Here is a 24088-nt window from a genome sequence, read left to right as displayed (position 1 = left end):
TTTTAGGGGACTAAATTAAAGCCACCTTCTTCAGAAGGTGGATTTTTTACTTACTTGAGATTTGAGTTGAAATGTACTTATTTCCCCCGAGCTAGGGTGCCATTTATCGATAGTAAATTTTGATTGTTTTTAATCTTAATTTTGGACAAAGGGGGTTTGGATTATTGAACAGATTATCTGTAACTTAGACGAAAAGTCACTCAACGGGTTAAATTAACTCTGACCCCATTATCTGACCCCATTATTCCTAATAAGCTAACTTTATTTTTGTTTCTGTTTATAACCAGCAGTTCAGGCTTTGGGTACTTGTTTAAGTTCATAGCTGTTTTGGTGCATCATCATCTTCTTGATCTCTGCATGAGGGTATTTGGATTGCATAATATCTTTAAGAAGGTTTACTTGTTCAGTTGGCATCTTGCCGCCGATAACAATCTTTTTTAAAGCATTAGACGGGTACTTCACCAAGGTTTTATCAGAAAGAGAAATGAAACGAACCTCTTGTTCATGTTTCCAATGCTCTGACTTAGTCGATGCTGCTTTAGCCACAATCTGATAACCTTTGAGAGACTCATTTTGAATCAAGTCAAGCTCATTCTTGACAGAAAAAATATCCGACACTTTCAACTCATCTGGCTCATTCTGATAACGAACTTTGAATCCAACCGCTTTTTTTTCTGTTGATTGAAATATTGCTTTTTCTAGCAAATCTTTGTCAAAAACTAAGCAAAATCCCCGAAGCCCATTAGCGTAATGCCCCCACATCCGATTGTCAGTTAAAGCGTCATTTTTCGAGCTTGAATCATAATAGGAAAAGCTACAAATGCGACTAGTAGAGTTCAAGTTTACAATCATTTTGTTTGCCATTTGTAAGCAGCCTTGCTCTAACAGTTCAAGCCTTGACAACTTATGTGGATAATGAAAGCCAGTTAACTGAAAGTAAGCACTATATGATTTAGGATCTTCTGGTATGATTCTTTGGGTCGCAAACCTCTTTAGCTCTTCCGATAACCTCTTATCGATTTTACATTGCCCTTCGAAAGGGTCATTTTGTGTATCTAGTTTTCCAAACCAAAGCTCATTGTTAGAAAGGGCTGTTAAAGCGTTCGTATCAAATGTCCTAAACTTATAGAAATACACGGAAAATCCTTTTTGTTCGATGGGGTATTTACTGTACTTCTATACTTATAACAGGGTCAATTCGATGACTAAAATATCTTACTAATCAGTAGACAAACCTTTATAAAGGTTTGTGGACTTTATTGTTCTTTTTTACTATTGATTGAGTAAACTAAAAAATGAAGGGTAATAACGCGTGAGTTCTTTATAGCCTCTCACGCAAAAAACAAAAATGATCAAACACTATTAAGCATTATCAAACTTAACTACCAACGCACAATAGCTTAAATTGCTCAAAAAAAATGGTAAGCCTAGGCTTACCATTTTTATGTAACTTATTTCATTTGAACAAGCTTGGTGCTTTTAAAGCGCCGATTACCGGTCGTTTGTTATTTAGACGCTGGGTCAACTTCCGACTGCTCAACTTGAGCGAATGCACCTGTCCACGTGTAGTAATGAGAATCAAACTTCACGGTACGGGTTTGTGCATGCTTGCTTTCTGCTTCGTTAGAAATCGCGAAGAAGTAGTCGTTGCCTTTAACGGTTTCGATACGAATAACCGTACCTACTTCATCATGGCCCATTACGTTAACTGACTTCACTTCACCACGAGCGCTTAATGATGCTTCGGTAGATTCATTGAAGTAACCGTGAGTTTCTAATACAGATGCAAACACATGGTTTTTACCTGACTGACGTAAAATCAGTGCTGGTTCGCTACGTAGGTTGAATTCTGGGTCATTTGCGCCAGTGCGGGCAAAAATGACTTCGCTGTCTTCTACTGCACTAGTGATTAAGCTGTAGTAGCTGTTGCCTTGTAACCAAGTGACTAATGCACTTGATTCAACTTTACCTGAACCCACATTCCATAAATGCTGGTAACCATTGTCTTGGCCTAGTGGGCGCAGTTTTGATTCAACTTGGTAATCAAAGTCTGTGCGAATAATTTGTCCATTGTAGTGTACTGGCAAGTCGTATTGATGCTCGGCATCCGCTTGAATTAGGTACACGTCAATCACTAATGGTTTTTCAAATTCAGCTAGCTCAGCAATAATCACACTACGTTGCATGTCGATGCCGTTGTAGTAGTTGCTGATGCTACCGCTCATACCTTGTAATGCTGGGTTATCGGCAACAAAGAAGTGCTTTTGACCAAACTTAGACTCAGCGGTTGCGGTGTCAAAGTCATTTTGGGTCTTTTGGTCAACGGTTACCGTGTTATGAGCAACAGTTTGCTTACAGTATGACTTGTTTTCAGGAATATAACGTCCGCCAAACTTAGGCTCTACGTTAACCCAACGACCAAAGCCATAATCGTTTAGTACTTCTTGGCCACGGTTGAACACACTTAGGTGTAAGCCGTCGTAATGGCCGTGATCTAGTGCTGAGTGATATTGATGATCACTACCATGCTGACCAAACCAGATTAACGCCATTGTGTCGTCATCTTGTGCGTCACGGTGACGTAAAATGCCTACGCCGCCTTTTTCACCTTCAGGGCCGTCGGTAACAAATAAGCTACCCCAGTTAAATGCTGGAATCGTGGTGGCGTCAGCAACTGCATTTGACAAGGTTTGGCCTGATGAATGTACCCACACATCTTGCTGGTGGTTTGCCATACCCAGTAATACTTCACTTTGCTCGTAGCGGTGGAAGCACACAGAGGTTGCCATAATCACACCTTCATCGTTGATAGAAATCGTTTTCGATGAATCATTTAACGCAGGTAAAGTGCCATCAGGGAAGGCTGTTTTAAATACTGCGTAAGAGGTGGTTTTAATCACAGAGTCATTGAACTGGTAAATACCCAGTTCTGGTTGACGACGTTCAATAGCTTCGGCAAATAAGTAAATTGGGCGAAGTGAGAAGCGGTGGTAGTAAGGACCTTCCATGTAGTAGCCGTCTGGCGAGAATAGTTGGTCTAACTGGGCTAAGAAACCGCCGCTGACTTTGTCTAATTTAAGGCCGTATAAGGCTTTGTCTACAGATTCTTGGTCGTTGATGGCATAGCCACAAATACCCACTGCAGCAACAGCCCATAAACCGTGGTTATGAACAATGTCGAAGTCGTGTGCGTAAGTAACCACAAACATTTCAATCATTTGCTTTAGCAAATCATCTTCAATTAGGCGTTTCTGCTCATCAGATAATGTGTGGTAAATACAGCTATAAGCACATGAAGCATATAGCATCCACATGTTTTCATTTAACGTTTGGTGGAACAACTTACCCGGTGGGTTAGAGTCTTTACTAACGTTGCTTTCAAGCGTGGGGTACACGGTTGCGTATGCGGTTAGCATATCAACAATGTAGTCACGGTATTTGGTTTCTTCGGTGATTAAAAATAAACGACCAGCAAGATCCATATGAATATAGTTTTGCTTATGGCGGTTATGTTCATAACCACCCCCTTCGCCATGACCAGGCACTTCAATGCCTACTTCAGTCATGTAAGCGTCTGTTTGCTTAATGTCACGGCTTAATGCGTTGCCTAGCAGGGTATTTTTACCAAGCTCATTGCGCAGTTGAGCAGCTTCGTCGAAGCTAATTAATAATGGTTGATAGCTCATGTCTATTTCTCCTAGGCTACAGGGCGGCTTGATAATGCGTAAAATCCGCTCCAACTGTATTGTTGGCCGTTGAATTCTAATTCGTGCTCAGTGGTGTCTGTGGCTGATTGCTGGTTGCTAATCATCACGGTAACAACTTGGCTTGCAGTGGTGATTTCTACTACTGAACCTAGGTTGTTGTGACCAATCACTTCAATGTTTTTAACTTGACCACGTGCAGTTACCGATTGCTCAAACTCTTCATTGAAGTAGCCGTGAGTTTCTAATACTGACGCAAACAAGGTGTTACCGCCGTTGCTGCGTAGTGTGAATGCTGGCTCGCTACGTAGGTTAAAGCTTGGGTCGTTAGCGCCTGTACGAGTGAAAATAACTTCACCGTTGTCGTTTGAGCTAGTGCCTAACCATGTGTAGTAAGTGTTGTTTTGTAACCAACTGACTAAAGCTGTACCGTCTACTTTGCCGTCGGCTACACGCCATAAGTGTTGATAACCATCTTTGTCGCCGAAGGTGTCTAATTCTGTATGGGTGGTGTAGTCAAAGTTAGTACGAATAATTTGTCCTTCGTACTGGTGCGAGTAGTCATATTGATGCTCGCCTTCACCGTTTAAGCGGTATAGGTCTAGTAATAATGGCGCTTCTAGGCCATCAATGTTAACCATGAATACGCTGCGCTGCATTTCAAAACCATCGTAATGGTCGTTGGCAAATGCGCTCATGCCTTTAATTGAATCACTGTCCACTTTAAAAAAGTGTGGAATACCATGTACGCTGTCTGCACGTTCTACGTCAAAGTAGTTTTGGCACGTTTGGTCAATTGTTACCATGTTATGAGCAATGGTTTGGCGTGCATAGGTTTTGTTTTCGTCTAAGTAACGGCCACCAAATTTTGGCTCAACGTTAACCCAACGACCAAAACCGTACTCACGTAATACTTCTTGGCCTCGGTTAAAGTAAGTAATGCCTAAGGTGTCAAAGTTACCATGACCCATACCGTGTTGACCGTAGTTCATCACAAGTTGGAATACGTCTTGGTTTTTATCCTGCATACGGATAAAGCCTTGAGCACCACTTTCGCCAGTTGGGCCTTCGTTTAGCTCAACACTTGGCCAGAATGGCATGCCAATTTCACGGTCAGCAGTGGCTTGTTCAAATGCTTGTGATAATGCTAAACCACAAGGGTGCATCCATACCGCGTCTTGAATTTTAGCCATGCCTAATAGGTTGTCGTCTAAACCGTAGTGCTTGCTGTAAACACTTACTGCAACTTGAACACCCATATCGGTAATGCCCATAGTGCGAGATGCATCGTTTAATGCTGGGAATTCACCATTAGGGTAAGCGGTTGAAAGCAGTGCTTGAACCGTGTTGCCAATAACGCCATTTTTGTAGTTGTAAATATCCACTTCAGGCATATGGCGGTGTAATACTTCTGCAAATACACACGTTGGACGAATGGCATAACGGTGGTAGTAAGGGCCTTCCATGTAGTAGCCCGATGGCGCAAATAATTGTGAAATTTGTGCTAAGAAACCACCCGTGTCATTGCGGTCTAAACCGTATACCGACATTTCTAAGTATTCACGTTTGCCTACGGCTAAACCACAAATACCCACTGCTGCAACGGCCCAAATTCCGTGGTTGTGAATACGGTCAAAGTCGTGAGCATATTTTACGGTGAACATTTCAAGCATTGGCTCAAAAATACGTTCTTGAATGCGTTGTTGTTGTGCTTCGCTCATTTGTGAGGCAACACAAGAATAAGCAAGACTGGTATAAAATAACCAGCAGTGTTCGTTCAAAATTTGATGGAATAAACGGCCTGTTGGGTTGGTGTTCTTTTGAACATGAAAGTCAAAAGTTAAATATTTATCCGCATATTGCTCTAATACTTCAATCACCCAGTCAGCATATTTTTGTTCTTTGGTGATAAGGAATAAGCGACCCGCTAAATTCATGTAGGTGTAGTTTTGCTTGTGACGGTTATGTTCATATCCGCCTGCTTCACCGTGACCAGGAATATCGATGGGCAGTTGCATGAAAGCATCAACGTCTTTCTGATTAGTCGCGATGGTTTTTCCCATCAAACTTGAGCGACCGACTTCTTTACTTAGTAGTGCTATTTCAGCTTCAGTAAGCAATATGGGTTGCGTTGCCATAGGTTTTTTCACCTTTTTACAGTCATGAATTTAATGTATTGCGTATAAAGTAATACAATATGGTTAATATTTGTATATAATCCTACCAGAAAAATGACCCTGATCACATTCATTGTCACAATCAATATTTAGCTTTCACTGTAACGAATGCACTTGTTTTACTGGTTTTTGTTTGCAAAAAGATTACTTGATATGGTTCACACAAATAAAAACATATTGTATTACAAATCGAAAGTAAGCATTATGATAAAGCAATCTTGACGATACGCAATGATTTAAAGACACCTTGGAGACAAACGATGCAGTTGTTTTTTAATGCAGACGACCATCCTTGGGAGCAAATAAGTGATGGCATTAAGCGGAAAATTGTAGGATTTACCGATGATTTAATGGTTGTTCACCTTAACTTTGATAAAGGTGCTGTCGGTAAACCTCATAGCCATGAAATTCATGACCAAATTGGTTATGTGGTGAAAGGTCGCTTTGAAGCTTGCATAAATGGTCAGAAAAAAATTTTAAAATCAGGTGATGCCTATATTGCTCGAAAACATTTTGAGCATGGTGCGGTAGCACTTGAAGATGACAGCGTTTTACTGGATGTGTTTTCTCCTTCAAGAGAAGACATCCTAAAGTAACTAGACTCTAAATAGGCAGTGGAATATGAATAATCAAAAAATTGCGATAATTGGCGAATGCATGGTTGAGCTTAGATCAACAGGCGAAATGCTAGCGCAAAACTTTGGTGGAGATACATTAAATACCGCATTGTATTTAGCGCGTCTTACCCAAAATGCCAATTTAGCAACCCACTATGTTACTGCGTTAGGACATGATCCATTTAGCAGTAACATGAAAGCCAAATGGCAGTCTGAAGGTGTGCATACTGAAAATGTACTGCACATTGAGGGTAAGCAACCAGGCTTATATTACATTGAAACCGATGATACCGGTGAGCGCTCTTTTTATTACTGGCGTAACGATGCAGCGGCTAAATATTTATTTGAGCAAGCTGACAGCAATGGGTTAATTCAGTCATTACTGACATTTGATGCAATTTACCTTAGCGGAATCTCTTTAGCTATTTTGACCGATGAAAGTCGTGTTGTGTTATTTGATGTGCTAACTCAATTTAAGCAAGCCGGTGGCAAGGTTATTTTTGACAACAACTACCGTCCAACGTTATGGCAAAGCAAGGCCAAAGCACTAGAAAGCTACCAAGCCATGCTAAAGCTGACCGATATTGCTTGTTTAACCTTTGAAGACGAGCAAGCGCTTTTTGGTGATGACGAGGTTGAGCAATGTATTACACGTACTCAAGCGGCTGGTGTCACTGAAATTGTTATCAAGCTTGGTTGTGAACCTTGCCTTGTTATTACTCCTGAAGAACGTATCAGTGTTGCGGCAACTCGTGTTGAAAAAGTGGTTGATACTACTGCCGCGGGTGACTCATTCAGTGCAGGCTATTTAGCCAAACGTTTAACGGGCGGAACCCCTCAAGAATCAGCACAGGCTGGCCATATTCTTGCTGGTACTGTCATTCAATATGCTGGCGCGATTATTCCAACAGCAGCCATGCCTAATTTAAGCATCTAAATAAGTGAGAAGTATTGTGACCACATTAAATGAAAAATTAACTCAATTAAAAGTCATTCCAGTTATTGCAATTGACAATGCAGACGATGCCATTCCGTTAGGAAAGGCTTTAGTTGAAAATGGTATGAATTGTGCTGAAGTCACCTTCAGAACGCCATGTGCGGCTCAAGCTATTCGTAACATGCGTGAAGCTTTTCCTGACATGCTTATTGGCGCGGGCACTATTTTAACCCCAGCTCAAGTTGATGAAGCCATTGAGGCAGGCGTAGACTTTATTGTTAGCCCAGGCTTTAATCCAAAAATTGTGCAATATTGTTTAGATAAAGACTTCCCAATTATTCCTGGTATCAACAGCCCTAGCTTAGTTGAACAAGCGATGGAAATGGGTCTTAAAACAGTGAAGTTTTTCCCAGCTGAGCCATCAGGCGGGATTCAAATGCTAAAAGCATTAGCGGCAGTTTACCCTGTCACATTTATGCCAACCGGTGGTGTTAGCTTAAAAAATGTTGATGAGTACTTAGCGATTCCTGCGGTATTAGCTTGTGGTGGTACGTGGATGTTACCTCCAAAAATGATTGCTGATGGTCAATGGGACGAAATTGGTCGTTTAGTTAAAGAAGCGGTTGCTCACGTAGCGTAATCTTTAAGGCCATTAAACGGTTTAAAAATCATAACGATAGCTGATTATTCAGCGCCAGCCTAACACGATAGTGTAGCATTGAGTTAGGCCATTACGCACCGATAATTCTAGATGCTTGCTGGGGTTGTCGGTGTTTTTTTATGAAGTGGTATTATTAAGATTACCCTGACAGTTTCAACCATTCAGCTAACCTGATACCCTTATTGCACTGCAAAACAAATGACACTTAAATATGGATAAAAACGCTTTTTTAGATGCAATGAACATCACCCGCTGGCGCAGTGCCGACAAGCCGGGTAAGCCTTATCTAATATTGCATGATGTCGATGCTGACTTGTCGCAAATGGCCTTTATTGAACAAGTGCTGCTACTGTTAAATATTGCCCTAGAACAGTGTGATTTTGATTGTGAATTACATAAAGGTCCGCAAGTGGTATGGGATATGCGCAAAGTTAAACGCCGTCCTCGAGTCGCCTGGTTGGTCAGCGCACCTTTGGCAGAGGTTATTAATAGCGTTGAAGAAAAGCGCCTCTTGTGGCAACAAATTTGCCAGCAACTTGATAAAGCAGCTTAGCCCTTTATGTCATCTCCGTTATACCAAATTCACCGTTTATCCGTTGATGATTGCCAAGATATGTTGGCAATAGAATCTGCCGCTCACACGCACCCATGGTCGTTAGCCAGTTTACAAGATTGTTTTGGCCGCTTTTATCGTGTTGAAGGGTTGTTTGAAAACCATCAGTTACTTGGCTTTAGTATTGTGCAGCAAATTATTGATGAAGTGACCTTAATGGACATTTGTGTCAGCCCTACAGTGCAAGGCAGAGGAATAGGGCGCTTACTGCTTGATTCTGTTATTACTCAGGCCAAAGCCCATGCTGGGGTTAAAATTATGCTTGAGGTGCGCCAGTCAAATTTAGCGGCTATATCCCTTTATCAAAAAAGCGGCTTTGTTGAAATAGGCCGCAGACAAGGTTACTACCCTAGTGAGTCGGGGGCAGAAGATGCCATATTAATGGACTTAAGTTGGTGATTGACTAGTTAAGCTTATTTTTTATTGAGTCAGCTTAGCGGTAAGGTTTATATTAAATCACATAAAAAAGAGGTCAGTGCTATGGGCACTGACCTCTTTTTTCAGTCCCTAAACTACCTATTTCAGTAGGTGGTTATCATCAATAAGGCTTTGCCTGAATATCCACTCATGTTAATTGAACTCTGACTCTCCAAACTCCGTTTGGATTAACATCGCAGGATTCCATCCTGCACCGGCCAAAAGGGTATCAACAGCAATACCCTCTTGGATCACCCTGCCGCCCCAGACGAAAAATGCTGAAAAGCGCATAATTTTCGATGGGGATTGATCCAGCTTTTAACTTCGTTGGTATCTGCCTTCGGTCATTGTCGAAAAGCTCTAGCGCTTCCGATAGGCCATCCTTGGCCTAACGTAAGCTAACTTGGCATCCATGCCAAGCTCACGAACTTTTCTCGATGCCCTCAATTCACATTGAATCTGAAAGTTTTTACGTCTAATTAGATGCAAACAAGGTCAAATCGAAGAGGCGAAAATTTCAGGTGTAAGCGCAGCGGTGACCGTCCATGACATGGCGAAGTTTCACGGTGTGAAACGCTTTGAGCGAGAGGCATGGATGCCGAACTGGCTGTTTAACATGGATGTTATTCGTCATGGCCGAGCTTTCAGGGACGAACTTGCAGCGTGTCACGGTCGTGCTTGCACGAAGGCCTGCGGCAGGCAATTGATTAGATTGAAGCTATGAACTTTTAGTCAAACTTGACTGTTCAAGCTAAGGCTTATTTACGTTACAGTAAACAACGCCCCTTTTAGGAGGCTAAATTAAAGCCACCTTCTTCAGAAGGTGGATTCTTTACTGTCTCTGAGCTTGTAACAGTTAGAAGGTGTAGTTTAACTTAACGTTAAAGTAGCGACCTGGCTGAGAGTAAGTTTCTTCAGTAACTCCCATTGAGCCCATTAAGAACTTAGATTGACCCGCCACATCAGCATATTCAATATATTCTTTATCAAATAAGTTATATACCCCAGCGCGTACCGTCCAGTTATCAGTAATACGCACATTGGCAGTTAAGTCCACAACCGCATAACCTGAAGTGTTAAATACTTCGTTGAAATCCATGCCCGGCATAACAACAGGGAAAATATCTAAGTCAGTGGTGCGATCCATTTTATCGGCAAAACGTACTGTCGCGCCGAAGTCTAGTTCAGTATTGCCAACATAAGTGTAGTAATTAGCACCTATGTTACCTTTTAGTGGGCTAACGGTATTAAGGTAATTACCGTCTTGGTCTTCACCATGGGTGTAAGCAATGTTACCCCAAATTTCCACACTGTCACCAATCCACTGGCTTACAGAGGCTTCTGCACCGTACAAGGTCACTTTATCGTAGTTAATGTAGCGGTACTCTAAAGAGCGTGGCATAACACAGCCAAGTGGACCACCGCAGCCGACAAATTCCCAGTCGATGTAGTTATCGGCTTGAGTATAGAAGGTGGTTAATTCGTACTGAGTATCACCATGGTGACCCCGTACCCCTAACTCCATAGTGTGGCTAGACTCTGACTCTAAGTCATAGTTTGCTTGGATCAGTACAGGGAACGGCATTGCTCCATCTTTAACTTCTAGCTCACCCCATTTTTGGTCTGGCGTCGGCATTTTATAGCCATAAGCATACTGGGCATACACGTTGACATCATTGGTAATGTGATAAACAAGGCCCGCTTTGGGCGACCAAAAACCATCACTCATCGCTTCAAAGTCTGCCGGATCACGGCCAGCATCTTCAGCTTGCTGTTGATCAGGGGTGTTTTTAAAGTAGTCGTAACGTAAGCCTAAAATGGCATTTAATTTACCGTCTAAAAAGCTGATGTCGTCTTGAACAAAAGCCCCTACACGTAAACTTTTGGTGTCAGCAAATGAGAAGGTATCAGTGTCTGAAGGAATCCAGTTGCCATTATCATCCATTTTTTGATAATCACGCGGGCGGCTCATTTCAGACTGCTCAACGTCGACACCATAAATAATATTGTGGTCATGGCCGGTTAGCGATAAAGCTTTACTGAAAGTACTGGCAAAACCAACGCGGTATTCATTGAATTCATAATCACGTTTTTCGGTGATTTCGCGGTCAGGGCCTGAAATACCATTAAAGTAATTACGTTTTTCACTTTGATCTGTTTGACCATAATAAAGCACGAAATCGACATTATCGTGAACCACACGTTCTTTGGTTGAACGTAAACGCAATGAGGCATTTAAGGCTTCGGTTTTACGGTCATAGTCAATAGAATCATTATCTTCTGGGGTTTGTTCCCAGCGGTCCAATTGTTGTGTTAGGTAATCAACGGTTAGCTGTAAATTGGTATCGTCGTTAAAGTGATACTTACTTTTCAGCAACAAGCTGTCGGTCACTAAGTCACTGTCTGGCAGGGTGTTGCTGTAGTTTTGCTGTTCTTCACCGTGGCGACGTTGGTAGCTAACGAGGTTATCAAAGTTACCTTGGTTAAATGCACTGGTAAATCCACCGCTGAATTCATCATTCATGCCAGTATAGCCACCATTCGCTGAGAAGTAATAATCTTGGCCAGCTAAGTAATCGTCAGCGTCTTTAGAGGTCATCACCATTACGCCGCCAAGTGCGTCAGAACCATACATGGTTGAGGCTGCAGCTTTTAATACTTCAACTTGCTTTAAGCCTTCAACTTCCGTTAAGCCACGGCCAGTGCCTTCTGCACCTGGGCCAAGAGGCGAGGCATATTGGTTATTTACCCTAACGCCATCTTTCACCATCATTACGCGGTTGCCACCAATACCACGAATGGTGACCGAGCTAGGCTTACCTGCACCACCTTTAACGTCTACGGCGGCTTCGGTTCTAAATAAGGTTGAGAAGTCGGTCGTCATGTTGCGGGCAATAGACTCTTCATCAATGACCACTACGCTGCCAGCAACTTGGTCTAAAGTTTGTTCCATGCGTGAGCCAGAAATAACAATCACATCATGGAAGTTATTAACGATATATAAGTCTTCTTTAGCAAGAATTGGCTCTGGGCTGGTGGATTCTTGTTGGCTTGGTTGTTCAACCACAGGCTCTTTGGTCGTGGTTTCTTGGGCAATAGCGCTTGGAGCTAAAATAGCTGCAATGGCCGCACTGATCACGTTTAACGGAAGCTGTCTCATTATCGCTAACCTTAATTAAAACTGAATAGGAATTACTCTCATCTTTATGGCGGCGGAGTTTACCATGAACATTTATTTACAAAGCGATCATGATCTCAATATTAGTATTGGCTGATTTTTTAATGAGTTATTTAAAATTACTGCTAAAAATATGTTGGGAGATTGTTGTGGTGATACGGTGTGTTTGGAGGGGAATGTTAAAATATTAGTTAATAAATCAAAAATAAAAACGGCGCTAAATGAGCGCCGTTTTTGATGTTAGTGAGCCGTCAATTCAGCGGTTATTTCACTTCTTTACCTTGGGCTTGCAAATCGGCATGGTAGCTTGAGCGCACCAATGGACCACATGCTGCGTGAGTAAAACCAATTTCTTCAGCTAAGGCTTTTAATTCGTCAAACTCCGCTGGTGGTACGTAACGTTCAACTGGTAAATGGAATTTACTCGGCTGTAAGTATTGGCCTAAGGTTAGCATTTCTACGTCATGGGCACGTAAGTCATGTAGCACTTGGGCTATTTCTTCGTTGGTTTCACCTAAGCCCATCATTAAGCCAGACTTTGTTGGCACATCAGGGTGACGCTGTTTGAATTTTTTCAATAAATCTAACGACCACTGATAATTAGCACCAGGACGCGCTTTACGGTAATGCTTTGGCGCTGTTTCTAGGTTGTGGTTAAACACATCGGGTGGCTCAGTGGCTAAGATATCTAATGCCGCATCAATTCGTCCACGAAAATCTGGCACTAAAATTTCAATTTGAATTTCAGGATTTAATAAGCGGATTTCACGTATACAATCAGCAAAATGTTGTGCACCACCGTCACGTAAATCATCACGGTCTACTGAAGTGATAACAACGTACTTAAGCTTCATATCAGCAATGGTTTGTGCCAGTTTTTTAGGTTCTTCAGCATCTGGCTTAAGTGGGCGACCATGGGCAACATCACAGAACGGGCAGCGTCGAGTACAAATGGCACCTAAAATCATAAAGGTTGCGGTGCCGTGGTTAAAACATTCTGCTAAGTTAGGGCATGAAGCTTCTTCACATACCGAGTGCAGTCCGTTTTTACGTAGTGCTGATTTTATATCAAGAATACGTTGGTTTGATGCTGGTAATTTTACCCGTAACCAATCAGGCTTGCGCAGCATGGTTTCGCGCTCAGAGGGAACAATTTTTACCGGAATACGTGATACTTTATCCGCATCACGCAGTTTAACACCTGGTTGTAATCTTTCAGGCCTATTCATTATTCTGCTAATCCTTGATGATGTACAAGTTGTTGGTAGCCCATAACTTGGGTAAATGTTTCAATGAGTTTATCGCCAGCTTCTAGCACAGTTTGCGGGCCGCCTAATGCTTTGCATTGTACCATTTCTAAGCCAGCATACCCACAAGGGTTTATGCGTTGAAATGGGGCTAAGTCCATATCAACATTTAATGCTAAGCCATGAAATGAGCATCCTTTACGAATGCGTAACCCCAAAGAGGCCACTTTACGTTCTTGCACATAAACACCGGGAGCGTCAGCTTTGGGATAGGCTTCAATATCATACTGGGTCAGCATATCAACAATGCTTTGCTCAATATTGGTCACTAACTGTCTGACGCCCATTTTATTGCGTTTGATGTCAATTAGCGGGTAAGCCACTAATTGGCCTGGGCCGTGATAAGTCACTTGTCCACCACGATCCACCTGAATGACGGGAATGTCTCCAGGGTTAAGAATATGTTCACTTTTACCCGCTTGGCCTTGAGTAAATACAGGTGGATGTTCAACAATCCATAACTCGTCTTGGCTGTTGGCATCGCGGTTGTCGGTATATTCCTGCATAGCGTGCCATACAGATTCATAGTCTTGCATGCCAAGGTGGCGAATGTGCAATATTGATGCTGACAAGGGTAATAACTCCAATGGTTATACACGTTCTAGGCGCGTGTTTATTAATTCTTGAGTATTATACTCAAGTTTATGTCAATTGAAGATGAAATTAATGATTAAAGAACGCGTTTTACGCCTTCAATAGCGGCAAGATCTTCGTACGCTTTTTCAATATGCTCTTTACTGGTTACGGTAATGCGGATGGTAATTGAGTAGTAATTACCTTTGCTTGATGCTTTTACCGTTGGAACGTAATCACCAGGAGCAAGTTGCTGGGCAACAGCTACAACACGATCGGCTAGGGTGTCATCAGCATCGCCAATAACTTTAAAAGGGCAAGAATTAGGGAATTCCATGACTTCGTCAAAGGTAGTGTTTAACATCTATTTACTCATTTGTGATTGTTGATACAGATATGGAGGCAATTATACCCGATTCAAGGCTATTTTTTGTCAAAAAAATAAAGCCGCATAATCAGCGGCTTTACCATATTGAAAATTAGTCAGTTATCAGACAAATATTCGGTTTTACTCAAACCAACTTGCAAAAAGCTGTTTAAAGTAATCCATTAGTTTGCTGACCCAACTACCTTCTTGAACTGTGTTTAAGGTAACAAGAGGGAACTGAGCAATGTCTTTGCCGTCTAGTTGGAAATAAACTCGACCGACGGTTTCACCTTTTGCTAATGGCGCGGTTAGTGGCTTAGTGAGTTCAAAGTTAGCTTGTAGCTGTTTTGCTTGGCCACGAGGAATGGTTAGTGGTGTATCGGTCATAACGCCTAAATCGACATTTTCAACATCACCGTACCAAATTTTTTGGCTAACAAAAGTGTCGCCTGCGCGGTAAGGGGTAATGGTTTCAAAAAAGCGGAAACCGTAATTAAGCAGTTTTTTACTTTCGGCTTTACGGGCTGACTCACTGTTGGTGCCCATTACTACGGTAACGAGTCGCATTCCTTCGTCATTTGTTGCTGACGTTACAAGGTTATAGCCTGCACCCGAAGTGTGACCGGTTTTAATGCCATCAACGTTTAAGCTTTTATCCCACAATAAACCATTACGGTTGTATTGTTTGATGCCGTTAAAGGTAAACGACTTTTCTGAATATACTCGATATTCTTCTGGTACATCGCGAATTAAAGCTGCACCAAGAATGGCCATATCGTAAGCGGTTGTTTTGTGGTTGTCTGAATCTAAGCCATGTGAGTTTTCAAAATAGCTGTCGTTCATGCCAAGTTGTTTGGCCCATGAATTCATTAAATCAACAAAAGCATCTTCGGTTCCGGCAATGTGTTCAGCCATTGCAACACAAGCGTCGTTACCTGATTGAATAATAATGCCGCGATTTAAGTCTGCAACTTTAACGGTTTTTCCCACTTCGATGAACATTTTTGACGAGTCAGGGAAGTTTTTAGACCAAGCATTTTTAGTAATTAATACATCATCATCTAATGAAATATTACCCACTTTCACTTCGTGACCAATAACATAGCTAGTGAGCATTTTTGTTAAACTGGCAGGGTTTAAACTTTCATAAGCATTTTCTTCAGCAATGACTCTACCTGAATAGTAGTCCATTAATACATATGCTTTTGCTGCTACATTGGGCGCATCTGGCATCACCATTGGGGCGCGATTTGGCACTGGGCGAGGATCGGGTTGCGGGGTATTTGCCGCTGAGGAAAATGATACTAAAGAAAGTAGCAGTGCTGACGCAATTGGGGCTTTGACAAGATTCATCATGAAATTAGCAAGTCTCTGGTTAATTCAAAAAAAGACAATAAAAACGATTATAACATTAGTCGTACCATTAATAGGCAATGAAATCACATTAAGGTTCATTCATGGACTAAAAAAGTTTAAAACTGGCGCTAGGGCACAATAAAACTTTGTGGGTAGCCGTTCATATGTAAGTTATCGAGTAATTTATTGGTTAAATATATTTTGTCTATTGGCCCAAGTTGAATGCGGTGTAAGCCATTTCTAGAGACAATGCGCGATTTTACGCCGTATTTTCTTTCGAGTTCTTTGGCTAATGTGTTCACTCTTAACTTATCTTTTGATGCGACCACTTGAATATAATGCTGTTCATTGTCGGTGGCTTCATTAACCGCTTTTTGTGCATCCGACTCAATATGAATCACATCTAATCTTACTTTTGCCGTGCCTTTGGCTAACATACCTAAGTGATAAGCTCCTGCGTAGGATAAATCAATCACTCGACCTTGATGGAATGGGCCTCTGTCATTAACTCTGACGATAATTTGCTTATTGTTTTCGAGGTTTGTGACCTTGACATAACTGGGTAATGGCAGGTTTTTATGTGCTGCCGACATGGCATACATGTCATAGGTTTCACCGTTTGAGGTTAGGTGACCGTGAAACTTAGAACCATACCAAGATGCATGTCCGACTTCAGTAAAACCTTTACCTGTTGGCAATACCTTATAGCTTTTGCCTAATACGGTATATTTATTCGGGTTTCCTTGGCGTGAATAAGGCTCGTATTTAGGTACCGCATTTTTGACTTTACTTACATCAGGGGCATTATCAGGGTAACGGTCATCTTTCATCTGATAACGGCCTGACTGGCTGTTGTTATTATCGCTTTTTTTAGCTGATTTAGGCGCAGAGGAACAGGCCGTTAACAGCAGCGTCAAGCCCAAACAAATGAGGGGTATTATCGTTTTAGTTTGCATCATATTCGGCTTTTAATTGCTCGCTAAATTGGTATACCGCCATGGCATACAGTGGGCTTCGGTTATAACGTGTAATCACGTAAAAGTTTTTTAGGCCTAACCAATATTCATCAACTTCAGGCTGCTCAAGTTTGACTAGCATGGCGGGCTGAGACACATCTAAATCTTGGCTTTTAGCTAGACCTAAAGTAGGTGAAAGAATATCTGATACTTTATAATGCAGTCTTTCGCTGGTCCACACTTTGGCTTTTGGAGTGTCATTGCCTTTGTTATATAACCGCAAGGCTACTGGCTCACCCCGCTGCCAACCATGTTGATGAAAATAATTGGCGACACTGCCGATAGCATCAGCTTTGCTATTGAGTAAATCTCTGCGGCCATCACCACTGAAGTCTACTGAATAATGACGGTAACTAGATGGAATAAATTGACCATACCCCATAGCGCCAGCATAAGAGCCTTTAAGGTTGTCGTTGTCGAGTTGTTCTTCTTTAATCAGTGACATTAGGTTGCCATATTCACTGCGGAAGAATTTAGCGCGTGGGGCATAATAAAAACCCAGTGTATAAAGTGCATCTTGCACTTTATAGTTGCCCATGTAGCCACCGTAAAAGGTTTCAATGCCTATAATTGCCACAATAATTTGTGGGTCGACATTAAATTTGTCAGCGGCTTTAGCGATGGTGTCGGCATTTTCTTGCCAAAAGGCGAGGCCTTTTTCTAAGCGTTTTTCGGTTAGAAATATCGGATAATATTGGTGCCAAGGTTTGGCTTCCCAGGGTTTAGTGATGGCATCAATAACCGCTTGGTTGTAGGTTGATTGCTGCATAAAAGCGTCGACTTCTTGCTGGGTAAAGCCCTTTGCAACTTGGTCGGCTATAAACTGTTTTTTTAGTGCATCCACATCAACGTCAGTGGCGGCTTGAGTGCTTATTATTGAGGAAAAAAAGAGCGTAAAAGAACCTAATAAGCGCGTTGTAAATTTCATTAAATCGTCCTATCTATCTATAAACCGTCTATGGGTTTGAATGCTCATTAATATGCCGAATCCTGTCATCAGTGTCAGCATTGATGTGCCACCATAACTTATCAGGGGTAGCGGTACACCTACAACCGGTAATATGCCGGAAACCATACCGATATTGACGAAGATATACACAAAGAAGGTTAAGGTAATACTGCCAGCCAATAAGCGGGCAAAACTGGTTTGTGCTCTAGCGGCGATAACCAACCCTCGGCCAATAACATATAAATAAAGCGCTAAGAGTAAGAAACATCCCACTAAACCAAACTCTTCACCAATAACGGCAAAAATAAAATCTGTGTGTCGTTCGGGTAAAAACTCCAGTTGTGATTGGGTACCTTGTAGCCAACCTTTACCCCACACACCACCTGAACCGATAGCAATTTTAGATTGAATAATATGGTAGCCTGCACCTAGAGGATCTTTCTCGGGGTCAAATAAGGTCAGCACGCGCGTTCGCTGGTAATCATGCATTAGAAAGAACCATAATATCGGTAAAAATATCAGCCCTGCGGCAATGATTCCGCCAACAATTAACCAACTCATGCCCGATAAGAACAACACAAACACCCCAGAGGCCGCCACCAGAATAGAGGTGCCTAAATCAGGTTGTTTGGCAATCAGTAGTGTTGGAATTAATAAAATAATGGCGCCACCAGCTAAATAGCGCTTTTTAGGCGGTAAGGGAAATTTACTGATGTACCATGCCATAGTAATAGGGAAGGCGAGCTTAATTAATTCTGACGGCTGAAACTCCATAAAACCTAAGTTTAACCAGCGTTGTGCGCCTTTATTGATGGTGCCAAAAAAATGCACTCCAAGCAGTAAAATAATACCGGCGACGTAAATAGGCAGTGCCCAACGGCGAAGCACCTCAGGGTTAATTTGCGCCACGCCTAGCATGATGACTAACGATAGTCCCATTCGGGTGAGTTGGCGCTCCATCATGGCGGCACTTTCACCACTGGCAGAATAAATAACAAATAGGCCAAATACCATTAATGCCAACAAGCCACACAACAGTGGCAAGTCAATGTGCATTCGCTGCCATATATTTTTTTTGTGATGATGGGTGTGATTATTCATCTGCTGACTCATTAGGCACGACGGCATCGTCCCTTAACATATATTCATCCAATAATGCTCTGGCGAGTGGCCCAGCATTAGCGCCACCCCAACCGGCATTTTCTAAGACCACAGCCAGTACAATTTGAGGGTTTTCATAAGGGGCATAGGCCACAATTAAGGCGTTGTCCCTTAAATGTTCTGGAATATTGTCAGCATCGTATTTTTCATTTTGCCCAACAGAGAAAACCTGTGCGGTACCGGTTTTCATTGCGGCAGTGTAGGTGGCGTCAGTGAATCGAGACTTATCAGCGGTTTGGCGCATAGCATCATTGATAATATCCCAGTTTCTAGGGTTTTTAAGCTCAATAGGTGGTAGCTCTTCAATGGGCGATTCAAGCGTTTCGTTTTCATTACGAGTGGACTTGAGTAAATGAGGAGAGAAGCGTTGACCTTTGTTGGCCAGCGTTGCAGTTGCGTTGGCTAACTGTAATGGTGTGCTGGTCCAGTACCCTTGACCAATGCCAACTGAAATGGTGTCACCAATATACCAAGGTTGGTTATATCTAAGGCGCTTCCAGTCTCTAGAGGGCATGATACCTGCAGCTTCTTCATGTATATCGACATTGGTTTGTTCGCCAAAACCAAATTGAGCCATAAATGATGACATTTTATCGATGCCAATCTTGTATACTAGGTCGTAGAAAAAGATATCGCATGAATCAATAATAGCGTGGTAAACATCTACCCAGCCGTGCCCCCATCTTTTCCAGTCTCGCCATTTTCTTTCTACGCCCGGTATTTGCCAAAAACCGGGGTCCCATACACGGGTTTTATCGTTAATAATCCGCTCTTCAAGACCCAATAATGCCACTAATGGTTTTATGGTTGATGCAGGAGAGTACTGTCCTTGGGTGGCACGGTTAATTAGCGGTCTGGACTTATCATTTAGCAGCTCACTATAGGCTTTGCTGCTGATTCCATGCACAAATTGGTTAGGGTCATAACTTGGGCTCGATACCATGGCTAAAATACCGCCATCTTGTGGGTCAATGGCAACCACTGAGCCTCGTCGACCATCTAATAACTCCATCGCTTTAAGCTGTAAGTTTAAATCGAGGGTAAGATAAATATCTTGTCCTGGCGTGGGGGGGGTTACTTTTAGGGTGCGAATAACTCGTCCTCGGTTATTCACTTCTTCTTCTAGATGGCCCGGTGCGCCATGCAATAAATCTTCATAATATTTTTCAATACCCTGCTTACCAATGTCTTTGGTTGCCGCATATTTTTTCCACTTGTCACTTTTTTCTAAGGCGGCTTTATCTCGGGTATTAATTTTACCTACATAACCTAATACGTGGGTCATAAGGTCTTCATAAGGGTAATGACGTTTTAAACCGGCTTCAATATAAATCCCAGGAAATTGATGTTGGTTAACCGAAAAGCTGGCGACTTGCTGTTCAGTTAATTTACTTTTGATTGTGAGCGGTTTAAAACGGCGATGAAACTTAAGTGTGTCTTTAAGTTGCTGACGTTCTTCGTCGCTTATTTCGATAATACTATTGAGCTTATCGAAGGTTTCATCTAAATCGGTCACCCGTTCAGGGATAATTTCTAATGAATAGTAAGGTTGGTTTTCAGCCAGTAAATTGCCGTGACGGTCAAAAATTAACCCGCGACTTGGTGCGGTAGGAACCACTCTAATACGGTTGTCATTTGAGCGGGTTTCGTAATCTTTGTGTGACACTACCTGTAGTTGATACATATTCGAAAACAACACAGATAATAATACGAAGACGCAAAAAAAAGTGAACAATGCACGACGTTTGAATAACGACGCCTCTGCGGCATGGTCATGCATGGTAATGCGCTTCTTTGGCGGCACTTAAGTCTCCAAGATTTATTATATTAAAATCGTTAGCGTTGCTTTTTGCTGTTGAATTGTCAACAACCTTAAAACTTGTTTAATGGGTTTCACCAAGGTTATTCACGGTGATAAGGGTGGTTGTTATTCACGCTCCAAGCTCTGTATAAGCTTTCTCCAACCAATATGCGAACCATAGGATGAGGCAAGGTAAGTGCGGATAAACACCAACTTTGGTTAGCTGCGGCTTTACAGGCGGGGGCAAGTCCTTCTGGCCCACCAATTAACAAGCTAACATCTCGGCCATCAAGCTGCCATTTTGTCATTTGTTCTGCTAAGTCTGGAGTTGTCCAGTTTTTGCCGGGTAGGTCTAAGCTCACAATGTGATTGCCTTTGGGAACTGCTGCAAGCATTAATTCGCCTTCTTTTTGCAAGATGCGAACAATATCTGCATTTTTGCCACGTTTTCCCGCGGGGATCTCAATGAGCTCTAACGGCATATCTCGAGGAAAGCGTCGCTGATACTCTTCAAAACCACGGGTGACCCAGTCGGGCATTTTAGTGCCTACGGCAATCAGTTGTAACTTCATTATGCGTTTTGATCAGACCAAAGTTTTTCAAGTTGATAGTATTCGCGAGTTTGTTCTTGCATCACATGAACAATCACTTCACCTAAATCAACTAATACCCATTCACTGTTGTCACGGCCTTCAACGCCTAATGGTTGAATGCCCGCTTTTTTAGCTTCCAAAACCATATGCTCACCAATGGCGCGGACATGTGTTTTAGATGTACCAGTACAAATTACCATGGTATCGGTAATGGTAGATTGGTTTTTAACGTCTAATACAACAATATTTTTTGCTTTTAAATCATCGATTTTATCGACAACAAAATCTTTTAGCTCGGTGCTTTGCACGCGATTTACCTCATTAGTCAAAATTAACGGAGCATTATACTCAATTAACCCCGCTAGACGCAATTAACCGCTGATAAAGTGATAGGTTTACTGAGTAAATGTTAATCTAGGTATAAATGGTGTTGCTGAATATATTTAGCCGTACAAGGGGCTAATAAGTGTGAGGTATCTTGTTGTTGAAGGAGTCGTTGGCGAATGTCAGTTGAGGAGATATCTTGTAAATTGATATCAACAGTGATCACTCGTCCGCATTGTGGTTGGGTCGATAAGGTATTTAAAAATTCTTTGGCGTTAATGCCATATTGATTAAGCAGTGCATGCATTGGGCTTGAATTAGCTAGGGTCCACCCAGGACGCTGACATAAAATGATATGACACTGAGTAAAAATTTCTTGGTACTGATACCAGCTTTGCAACTGAATAAATGAATCCATCCCCATAATGAAATAAAACTGATGCTGGGGGTAACGTTGACTTAACAAGGCTAATGTTTTGGCCGTGTAGGACGGGGTATCACAGGTTAGCTCTATGTCGCAAAGTTGTAATTGCGAGTATTGCTGGCAAACTTGTTCAACCATGGTTAAACGGTGCTGAGTGTCGACATTGGTGCGCTGTTTGTGTGGTGGAATATTATTAGGCATTAACCACACTTGGTCTAATTCTAGCTGATGCTTAACCTCTAATGCAGGTTTAATATGTCCTAAGTGTATTGGGTCAAAGGTGCCACCCAGAATTGCAATTCTCATACTAGATACTCGTCTAATTGAGCTCAATATGCGCGAGACGATTATGGGCTCTGGGATCAAATAATATGCATAAATGGCTCATGCCTATCCAGTCTTCAGCACCATATTGTTTTAAATTTAGCTCTAAGCTTGAGGCTAAAGCCAGCATATGTTCAAGGTGGTGAAGCTCTAATCGACTTAACGCAGCTTGATATAGCGGCTTGCGTTTATCCCATATTCGATATTGTCCCCACAATTTATTTAATTGCTCGCCTTGAGATTGAGCCAGTTTTAGGTTTAGCAGTAGGGTGATTTCTTTAAATACGGCCCACATAAGAATTGGCATTGCTGTGCCTTCACTTTGCAGTTGTGCCAGCATATGTTGAGCTTGTTTTTGATGATTTAGCAAAATAGCATCGGTAAGCTGAAAGACACTAAAACGTGACTGATCTTCAAAGTAGTGGGTGAGTTGTTCTGGAGTAATATTACTGTTAGGGCTAACCAGTTGTAGCATTTGCATGGCTTGTTCAGCCGCCAATAGATTACCTTCAAATAAGTTGAACATCATGGCTTTAGCATCGTGATGAACCGTGAGTTTATAATGCATGATGCGGCCATCTAACCAGCGCTCAAATTGTTTACCCTCTGGGGTGGCGCAAGGAATGTATAAGCCTTTACTGTCCAGAGACTTAAACCATTTGCTATTGGTTTGTTCTAACCCCGCTTTTGGCCCTTGAACAATTAATATAATGTCTGGGTTTGCTTGGCTTAAAATGGTTTGAAACGCTTTAGCGCCTTCAGTGCCCGGTTTGCCATTAGGCAATGTCAGCTCAATAATACGTCGACTGGCGAATAAACTCATTGATTGCCATTCTTGAATTAAGTCTTGCCAATTAAAGCTGGTTTCTTGGGTTAACTGTACTCGCTCATCAAAGCCTTGTTTTTTAGCCGCTGTAATTAACTGTTGCTTACTATTTTCAACCAGCCACAAGTCATCACCAAATAATAGGCAGATTTGCGGCAATGGCTGCAGATGTTTTTTTAATTGATCAGGATAAACCCGCATTTATTCGGTACCGATTGACGCTAATGTTTGAATAATTTGATCGGCAGCTTGAACTCGCATTTCTCGCGTTAATAATTCCATTTCACGACTTTTAGCTAATGCTGTTCGGGGGTCGTCTTGATAATCTCGGCGAATTTCGGCTTGATATTCAATCGGTTCGTTATCTGGGAGAGTGACAGTGTAATTTACAATATATATTAACTCATATTCTGCCACGTTACCCGTTGGGTAAAGGGATAATGTCGCTCGCTCTAATGAATCACTGATTAATCTTAGAGTGGGTGTATTTGGGTTAGCGGCAACAACATCAACACTGTTAATGCGTAAACGGTCGTTAACTAAACGGGTCAGTTCACTGTATTGGTCACTGCTGCTTAAATGTAATTGCTGTAATTCAGCGGGGATCGAGTAACTTCGTTGTAATTTAAATCCGCACCCTGATGTAGCCAGTAATACGACAGAAATGAGCGCCATTGCGATACGTTTCATCAACATAATTGTTATCGAATTCCTTTACTACCATGTCACCATGGTCAAACTTAATATGCCCATCTTAGGAGGA

Annotated in this window: 22 protein-coding genes; 5 read left to right on the top strand and 17 right to left on the bottom strand. The window is 42.0% G+C overall.

What is annotated here, in order from left to right:
- Positions 1-291 precede the first annotated feature (291 nt).
- From L2672_RS17355 to L2672_RS04905, 3 genes are all read right to left on the bottom strand, one after another.
- Positions 292-1137: a DUF2971 domain-containing protein gene (locus L2672_RS17355; RefSeq protein WP_248994705.1), complete on the bottom strand. Its 846-nt coding sequence runs from the start codon at positions 1135-1137 to the stop codon at positions 292-294.
- A 368-nt stretch (positions 1138-1505) separates the two neighbouring features.
- Positions 1506-3686, bottom strand: coding sequence for a heparinase II/III domain-containing protein (locus L2672_RS04910; RefSeq protein WP_248994704.1), 2181 nt, complete (start codon positions 3684-3686; stop codon positions 1506-1508).
- Between the two features lie 11 nt (positions 3687-3697).
- Positions 3698-5842, bottom strand: a complete 2145-nt coding sequence (locus L2672_RS04905; protein ID WP_248994703.1) for a heparinase II/III domain-containing protein — start codon at positions 5840-5842, stop codon at positions 3698-3700.
- A 299-nt stretch (positions 5843-6141) separates the two neighbouring features.
- On the opposite strand from L2672_RS04905, the gene L2672_RS04900 reads away from it, so the two are divergent.
- From L2672_RS04900 to rimI, 5 genes are all read left to right on the top strand, one after another.
- The gene (locus tag L2672_RS04900) at positions 6142-6477 is read left to right on the top strand and encodes a cupin domain-containing protein (RefSeq protein WP_248994702.1); all 336 of its coding nucleotides are present in this window, start codon (positions 6142-6144) and stop codon (positions 6475-6477) included.
- A 25-nt stretch (positions 6478-6502) separates the two neighbouring features.
- Positions 6503-7435, top strand: coding sequence for a 2-dehydro-3-deoxygluconokinase (kdgK, locus tag L2672_RS04895; protein ID WP_248994701.1), 933 nt, complete (start codon positions 6503-6505; stop codon positions 7433-7435).
- A gap of 16 nt (positions 7436-7451) precedes the next feature.
- Positions 7452-8075, top strand: coding sequence for a bifunctional 4-hydroxy-2-oxoglutarate aldolase/2-dehydro-3-deoxy-phosphogluconate aldolase (locus L2672_RS04890; RefSeq protein ID WP_248994700.1), 624 nt, complete (start codon positions 7452-7454; stop codon positions 8073-8075).
- A 232-nt stretch (positions 8076-8307) separates the two neighbouring features.
- Positions 8308-8649 (top strand): hypothetical protein, encoded by a 342-nt coding sequence (locus tag L2672_RS04885; protein WP_248994699.1) that lies wholly within the window; start codon positions 8308-8310, stop codon positions 8647-8649.
- A gap of 6 nt (positions 8650-8655) precedes the next feature.
- Positions 8656-9108 carry a ribosomal protein S18-alanine N-acetyltransferase gene (gene rimI, locus L2672_RS04880; RefSeq protein WP_420833127.1) on the top strand — a complete coding sequence of 151 codons (453 nt, stop codon included), beginning with the start codon at positions 8656-8658 and terminating at the stop codon, positions 9106-9108.
- Positions 9109-9982: 874 nt separating this feature from the next.
- Here rimI and L2672_RS04875 read toward each other — a convergent pair.
- The 14 genes from L2672_RS04875 to L2672_RS04810 all read right to left on the bottom strand — a co-directional run bounded on the left by L2672_RS04875 (position 9983) and on the right by L2672_RS04810 (position 24021).
- A complete protein-coding gene (locus L2672_RS04875) occupies positions 9983-12286 on the bottom strand; it encodes a TonB-dependent hemoglobin/transferrin/lactoferrin family receptor (RefSeq protein ID WP_248994698.1) in 2304 nt (767 codons plus the stop codon).
- A 281-nt stretch (positions 12287-12567) separates the two neighbouring features.
- Complete coding sequence (gene lipA / locus L2672_RS04870; RefSeq protein WP_248994697.1) at positions 12568-13533, bottom strand: lipoyl synthase; 966 nt, start codon at positions 13531-13533, stop codon at positions 12568-12570.
- Positions 13533-14183 (bottom strand): lipoyl(octanoyl) transferase LipB, encoded by a 651-nt coding sequence (gene lipB, locus L2672_RS04865; protein WP_248994696.1) that lies wholly within the window; start codon positions 14181-14183, stop codon positions 13533-13535. The genes lipA and lipB overlap by 1 nt, the downstream gene beginning before the upstream one ends.
- 98 nt (positions 14184-14281) lie before the next feature.
- A complete protein-coding gene (ybeD, locus tag L2672_RS04860) occupies positions 14282-14548 on the bottom strand; it encodes a DUF493 family protein YbeD (protein ID WP_248994695.1) in 267 nt (88 codons plus the stop codon).
- Between the two features lie 144 nt (positions 14549-14692).
- Entirely contained in the window at positions 14693-15907 is a 1215-nt protein-coding gene (locus tag L2672_RS04855) for a serine hydrolase (RefSeq protein ID WP_248994694.1), read from the bottom strand.
- Between the two features lie 128 nt (positions 15908-16035).
- Entirely contained in the window at positions 16036-16866 is an 831-nt protein-coding gene (locus tag L2672_RS04850) for a septal ring lytic transglycosylase RlpA family protein (RefSeq protein WP_248994693.1), read from the bottom strand.
- Positions 16853-17851 carry a lytic murein transglycosylase B gene (gene mltB / locus L2672_RS04845; protein WP_248994692.1) on the bottom strand — a complete coding sequence of 333 codons (999 nt, stop codon included), beginning with the start codon at positions 17849-17851 and terminating at the stop codon, positions 16853-16855. Before mltB ends, L2672_RS04850 begins: the two co-directional genes overlap by 14 nt.
- 9 nt (positions 17852-17860) lie before the next feature.
- Entirely contained in the window at positions 17861-18973 is a 1113-nt protein-coding gene (gene rodA / locus L2672_RS04840) for a rod shape-determining protein RodA (protein WP_248994691.1), read from the bottom strand.
- The gene (gene mrdA / locus L2672_RS04835) at positions 18966-20837 is read right to left on the bottom strand and encodes a penicillin-binding protein 2 (protein ID WP_248994690.1); all 1872 of its coding nucleotides are present in this window, start codon (positions 20835-20837) and stop codon (positions 18966-18968) included. Before mrdA ends, rodA begins: the two co-directional genes overlap by 8 nt.
- A 98-nt stretch (positions 20838-20935) precedes the next feature.
- A complete protein-coding gene (rlmH, locus tag L2672_RS04830) occupies positions 20936-21406 on the bottom strand; it encodes a 23S rRNA (pseudouridine(1915)-N(3))-methyltransferase RlmH (protein WP_248994689.1) in 471 nt (156 codons plus the stop codon).
- A complete protein-coding gene (rsfS, locus tag L2672_RS04825) occupies positions 21406-21735 on the bottom strand; it encodes a ribosome silencing factor (RefSeq protein ID WP_248994688.1) in 330 nt (109 codons plus the stop codon). Before rsfS ends, rlmH begins: the two co-directional genes overlap by 1 nt.
- A gap of 101 nt (positions 21736-21836) precedes the next feature.
- On the bottom strand, positions 21837-22481 hold the full coding sequence (nadD, locus tag L2672_RS04820) for a nicotinate-nucleotide adenylyltransferase (protein ID WP_248994687.1): 645 nt from the start codon (positions 22479-22481) through the stop codon (positions 21837-21839).
- A gap of 13 nt (positions 22482-22494) precedes the next feature.
- The gene (holA, locus tag L2672_RS04815; protein ID WP_248994686.1) at positions 22495-23526 is read right to left on the bottom strand and encodes a DNA polymerase III subunit delta; all 1032 of its coding nucleotides are present in this window, start codon (positions 23524-23526) and stop codon (positions 22495-22497) included.
- On the bottom strand, positions 23527-24021 hold the full coding sequence (locus L2672_RS04810) for an LPS-assembly lipoprotein LptE (protein ID WP_248994685.1): 495 nt from the start codon (positions 24019-24021) through the stop codon (positions 23527-23529).
- Positions 24022-24088: the final 67 nt, after the last annotated feature.

Origin of the sequence: Shewanella gaetbuli, assembly GCF_023284065.1 — a bacterium.
GTDB lineage: Bacteria > Pseudomonadota > Gammaproteobacteria > Enterobacterales > Shewanellaceae > Shewanella > Shewanella gaetbuli.
The sequence above is the reverse complement of the archived record's forward strand: the minus strand, read 5'-3'. Positions and strand labels throughout refer to the sequence as shown.

What these genes read in the sequence shown, in the direction of transcription:
- L2672_RS04810 (WP_248994685.1), bottom strand. Translation starts at nt 24,021, where the DNA reads ATGTTGATGAAACGTATCGCAATGGCGCTCATTTCTGTCGTATTACTG.
- kdgK (WP_248994701.1), top strand. Translation starts at nt 6,503, where the DNA reads ATGAATAATCAAAAAATTGCGATAATTGGCGAATGCATGGTTGAGCTT.
- L2672_RS04850 (WP_248994693.1), bottom strand. Translation starts at nt 16,866, where the DNA reads ATGATGCAAACTAAAACGATAATACCCCTCATTTGTTTGGGCTTGACG.
- L2672_RS04885 (WP_248994699.1), top strand. Translation starts at nt 8,308, where the DNA reads ATGGATAAAAACGCTTTTTTAGATGCAATGAACATCACCCGCTGGCGC.
- lipA (WP_248994697.1), bottom strand. Translation starts at nt 13,533, where the DNA reads ATGAATAGGCCTGAAAGATTACAACCAGGTGTTAAACTGCGTGATGCG.
- ybeD (WP_248994695.1), bottom strand. Translation starts at nt 14,548, where the DNA reads ATGTTAAACACTACCTTTGACGAAGTCATGGAATTCCCTAATTCTTGC.
- L2672_RS04905 (WP_248994703.1), bottom strand. Translation starts at nt 5,842, where the DNA reads ATGGCAACGCAACCCATATTGCTTACTGAAGCTGAAATAGCACTACTA.
- L2672_RS04910 (WP_248994704.1), bottom strand. Translation starts at nt 3,686, where the DNA reads ATGAGCTATCAACCATTATTAATTAGCTTCGACGAAGCTGCTCAACTG.
- L2672_RS04900 (WP_248994702.1), top strand. Translation starts at nt 6,142, where the DNA reads ATGCAGTTGTTTTTTAATGCAGACGACCATCCTTGGGAGCAAATAAGT.
- holA (WP_248994686.1), bottom strand. Translation starts at nt 23,526, where the DNA reads ATGCGGGTTTATCCTGATCAATTAAAAAAACATCTGCAGCCATTGCCG.
- rimI (WP_420833127.1), top strand. Translation starts at nt 8,656, where the DNA reads ATGTCATCTCCGTTATACCAAATTCACCGTTTATCCGTTGATGATTGC.
- rodA (WP_248994691.1), bottom strand. Translation starts at nt 18,973, where the DNA reads ATGAATAATCACACCCATCATCACAAAAAAAATATATGGCAGCGAATG.
- mltB (WP_248994692.1), bottom strand. Translation starts at nt 17,851, where the DNA reads ATGAAATTTACAACGCGCTTATTAGGTTCTTTTACGCTCTTTTTTTCC.
- rlmH (WP_248994689.1), bottom strand. Translation starts at nt 21,406, where the DNA reads ATGAAGTTACAACTGATTGCCGTAGGCACTAAAATGCCCGACTGGGTC.
- L2672_RS04855 (WP_248994694.1), bottom strand. Translation starts at nt 15,907, where the DNA reads ATGATGAATCTTGTCAAAGCCCCAATTGCGTCAGCACTGCTACTTTCT.
- L2672_RS04875 (WP_248994698.1), bottom strand. Translation starts at nt 12,286, where the DNA reads ATGAGACAGCTTCCGTTAAACGTGATCAGTGCGGCCATTGCAGCTATT.
- nadD (WP_248994687.1), bottom strand. Translation starts at nt 22,481, where the DNA reads ATGAGAATTGCAATTCTGGGTGGCACCTTTGACCCAATACACTTAGGA.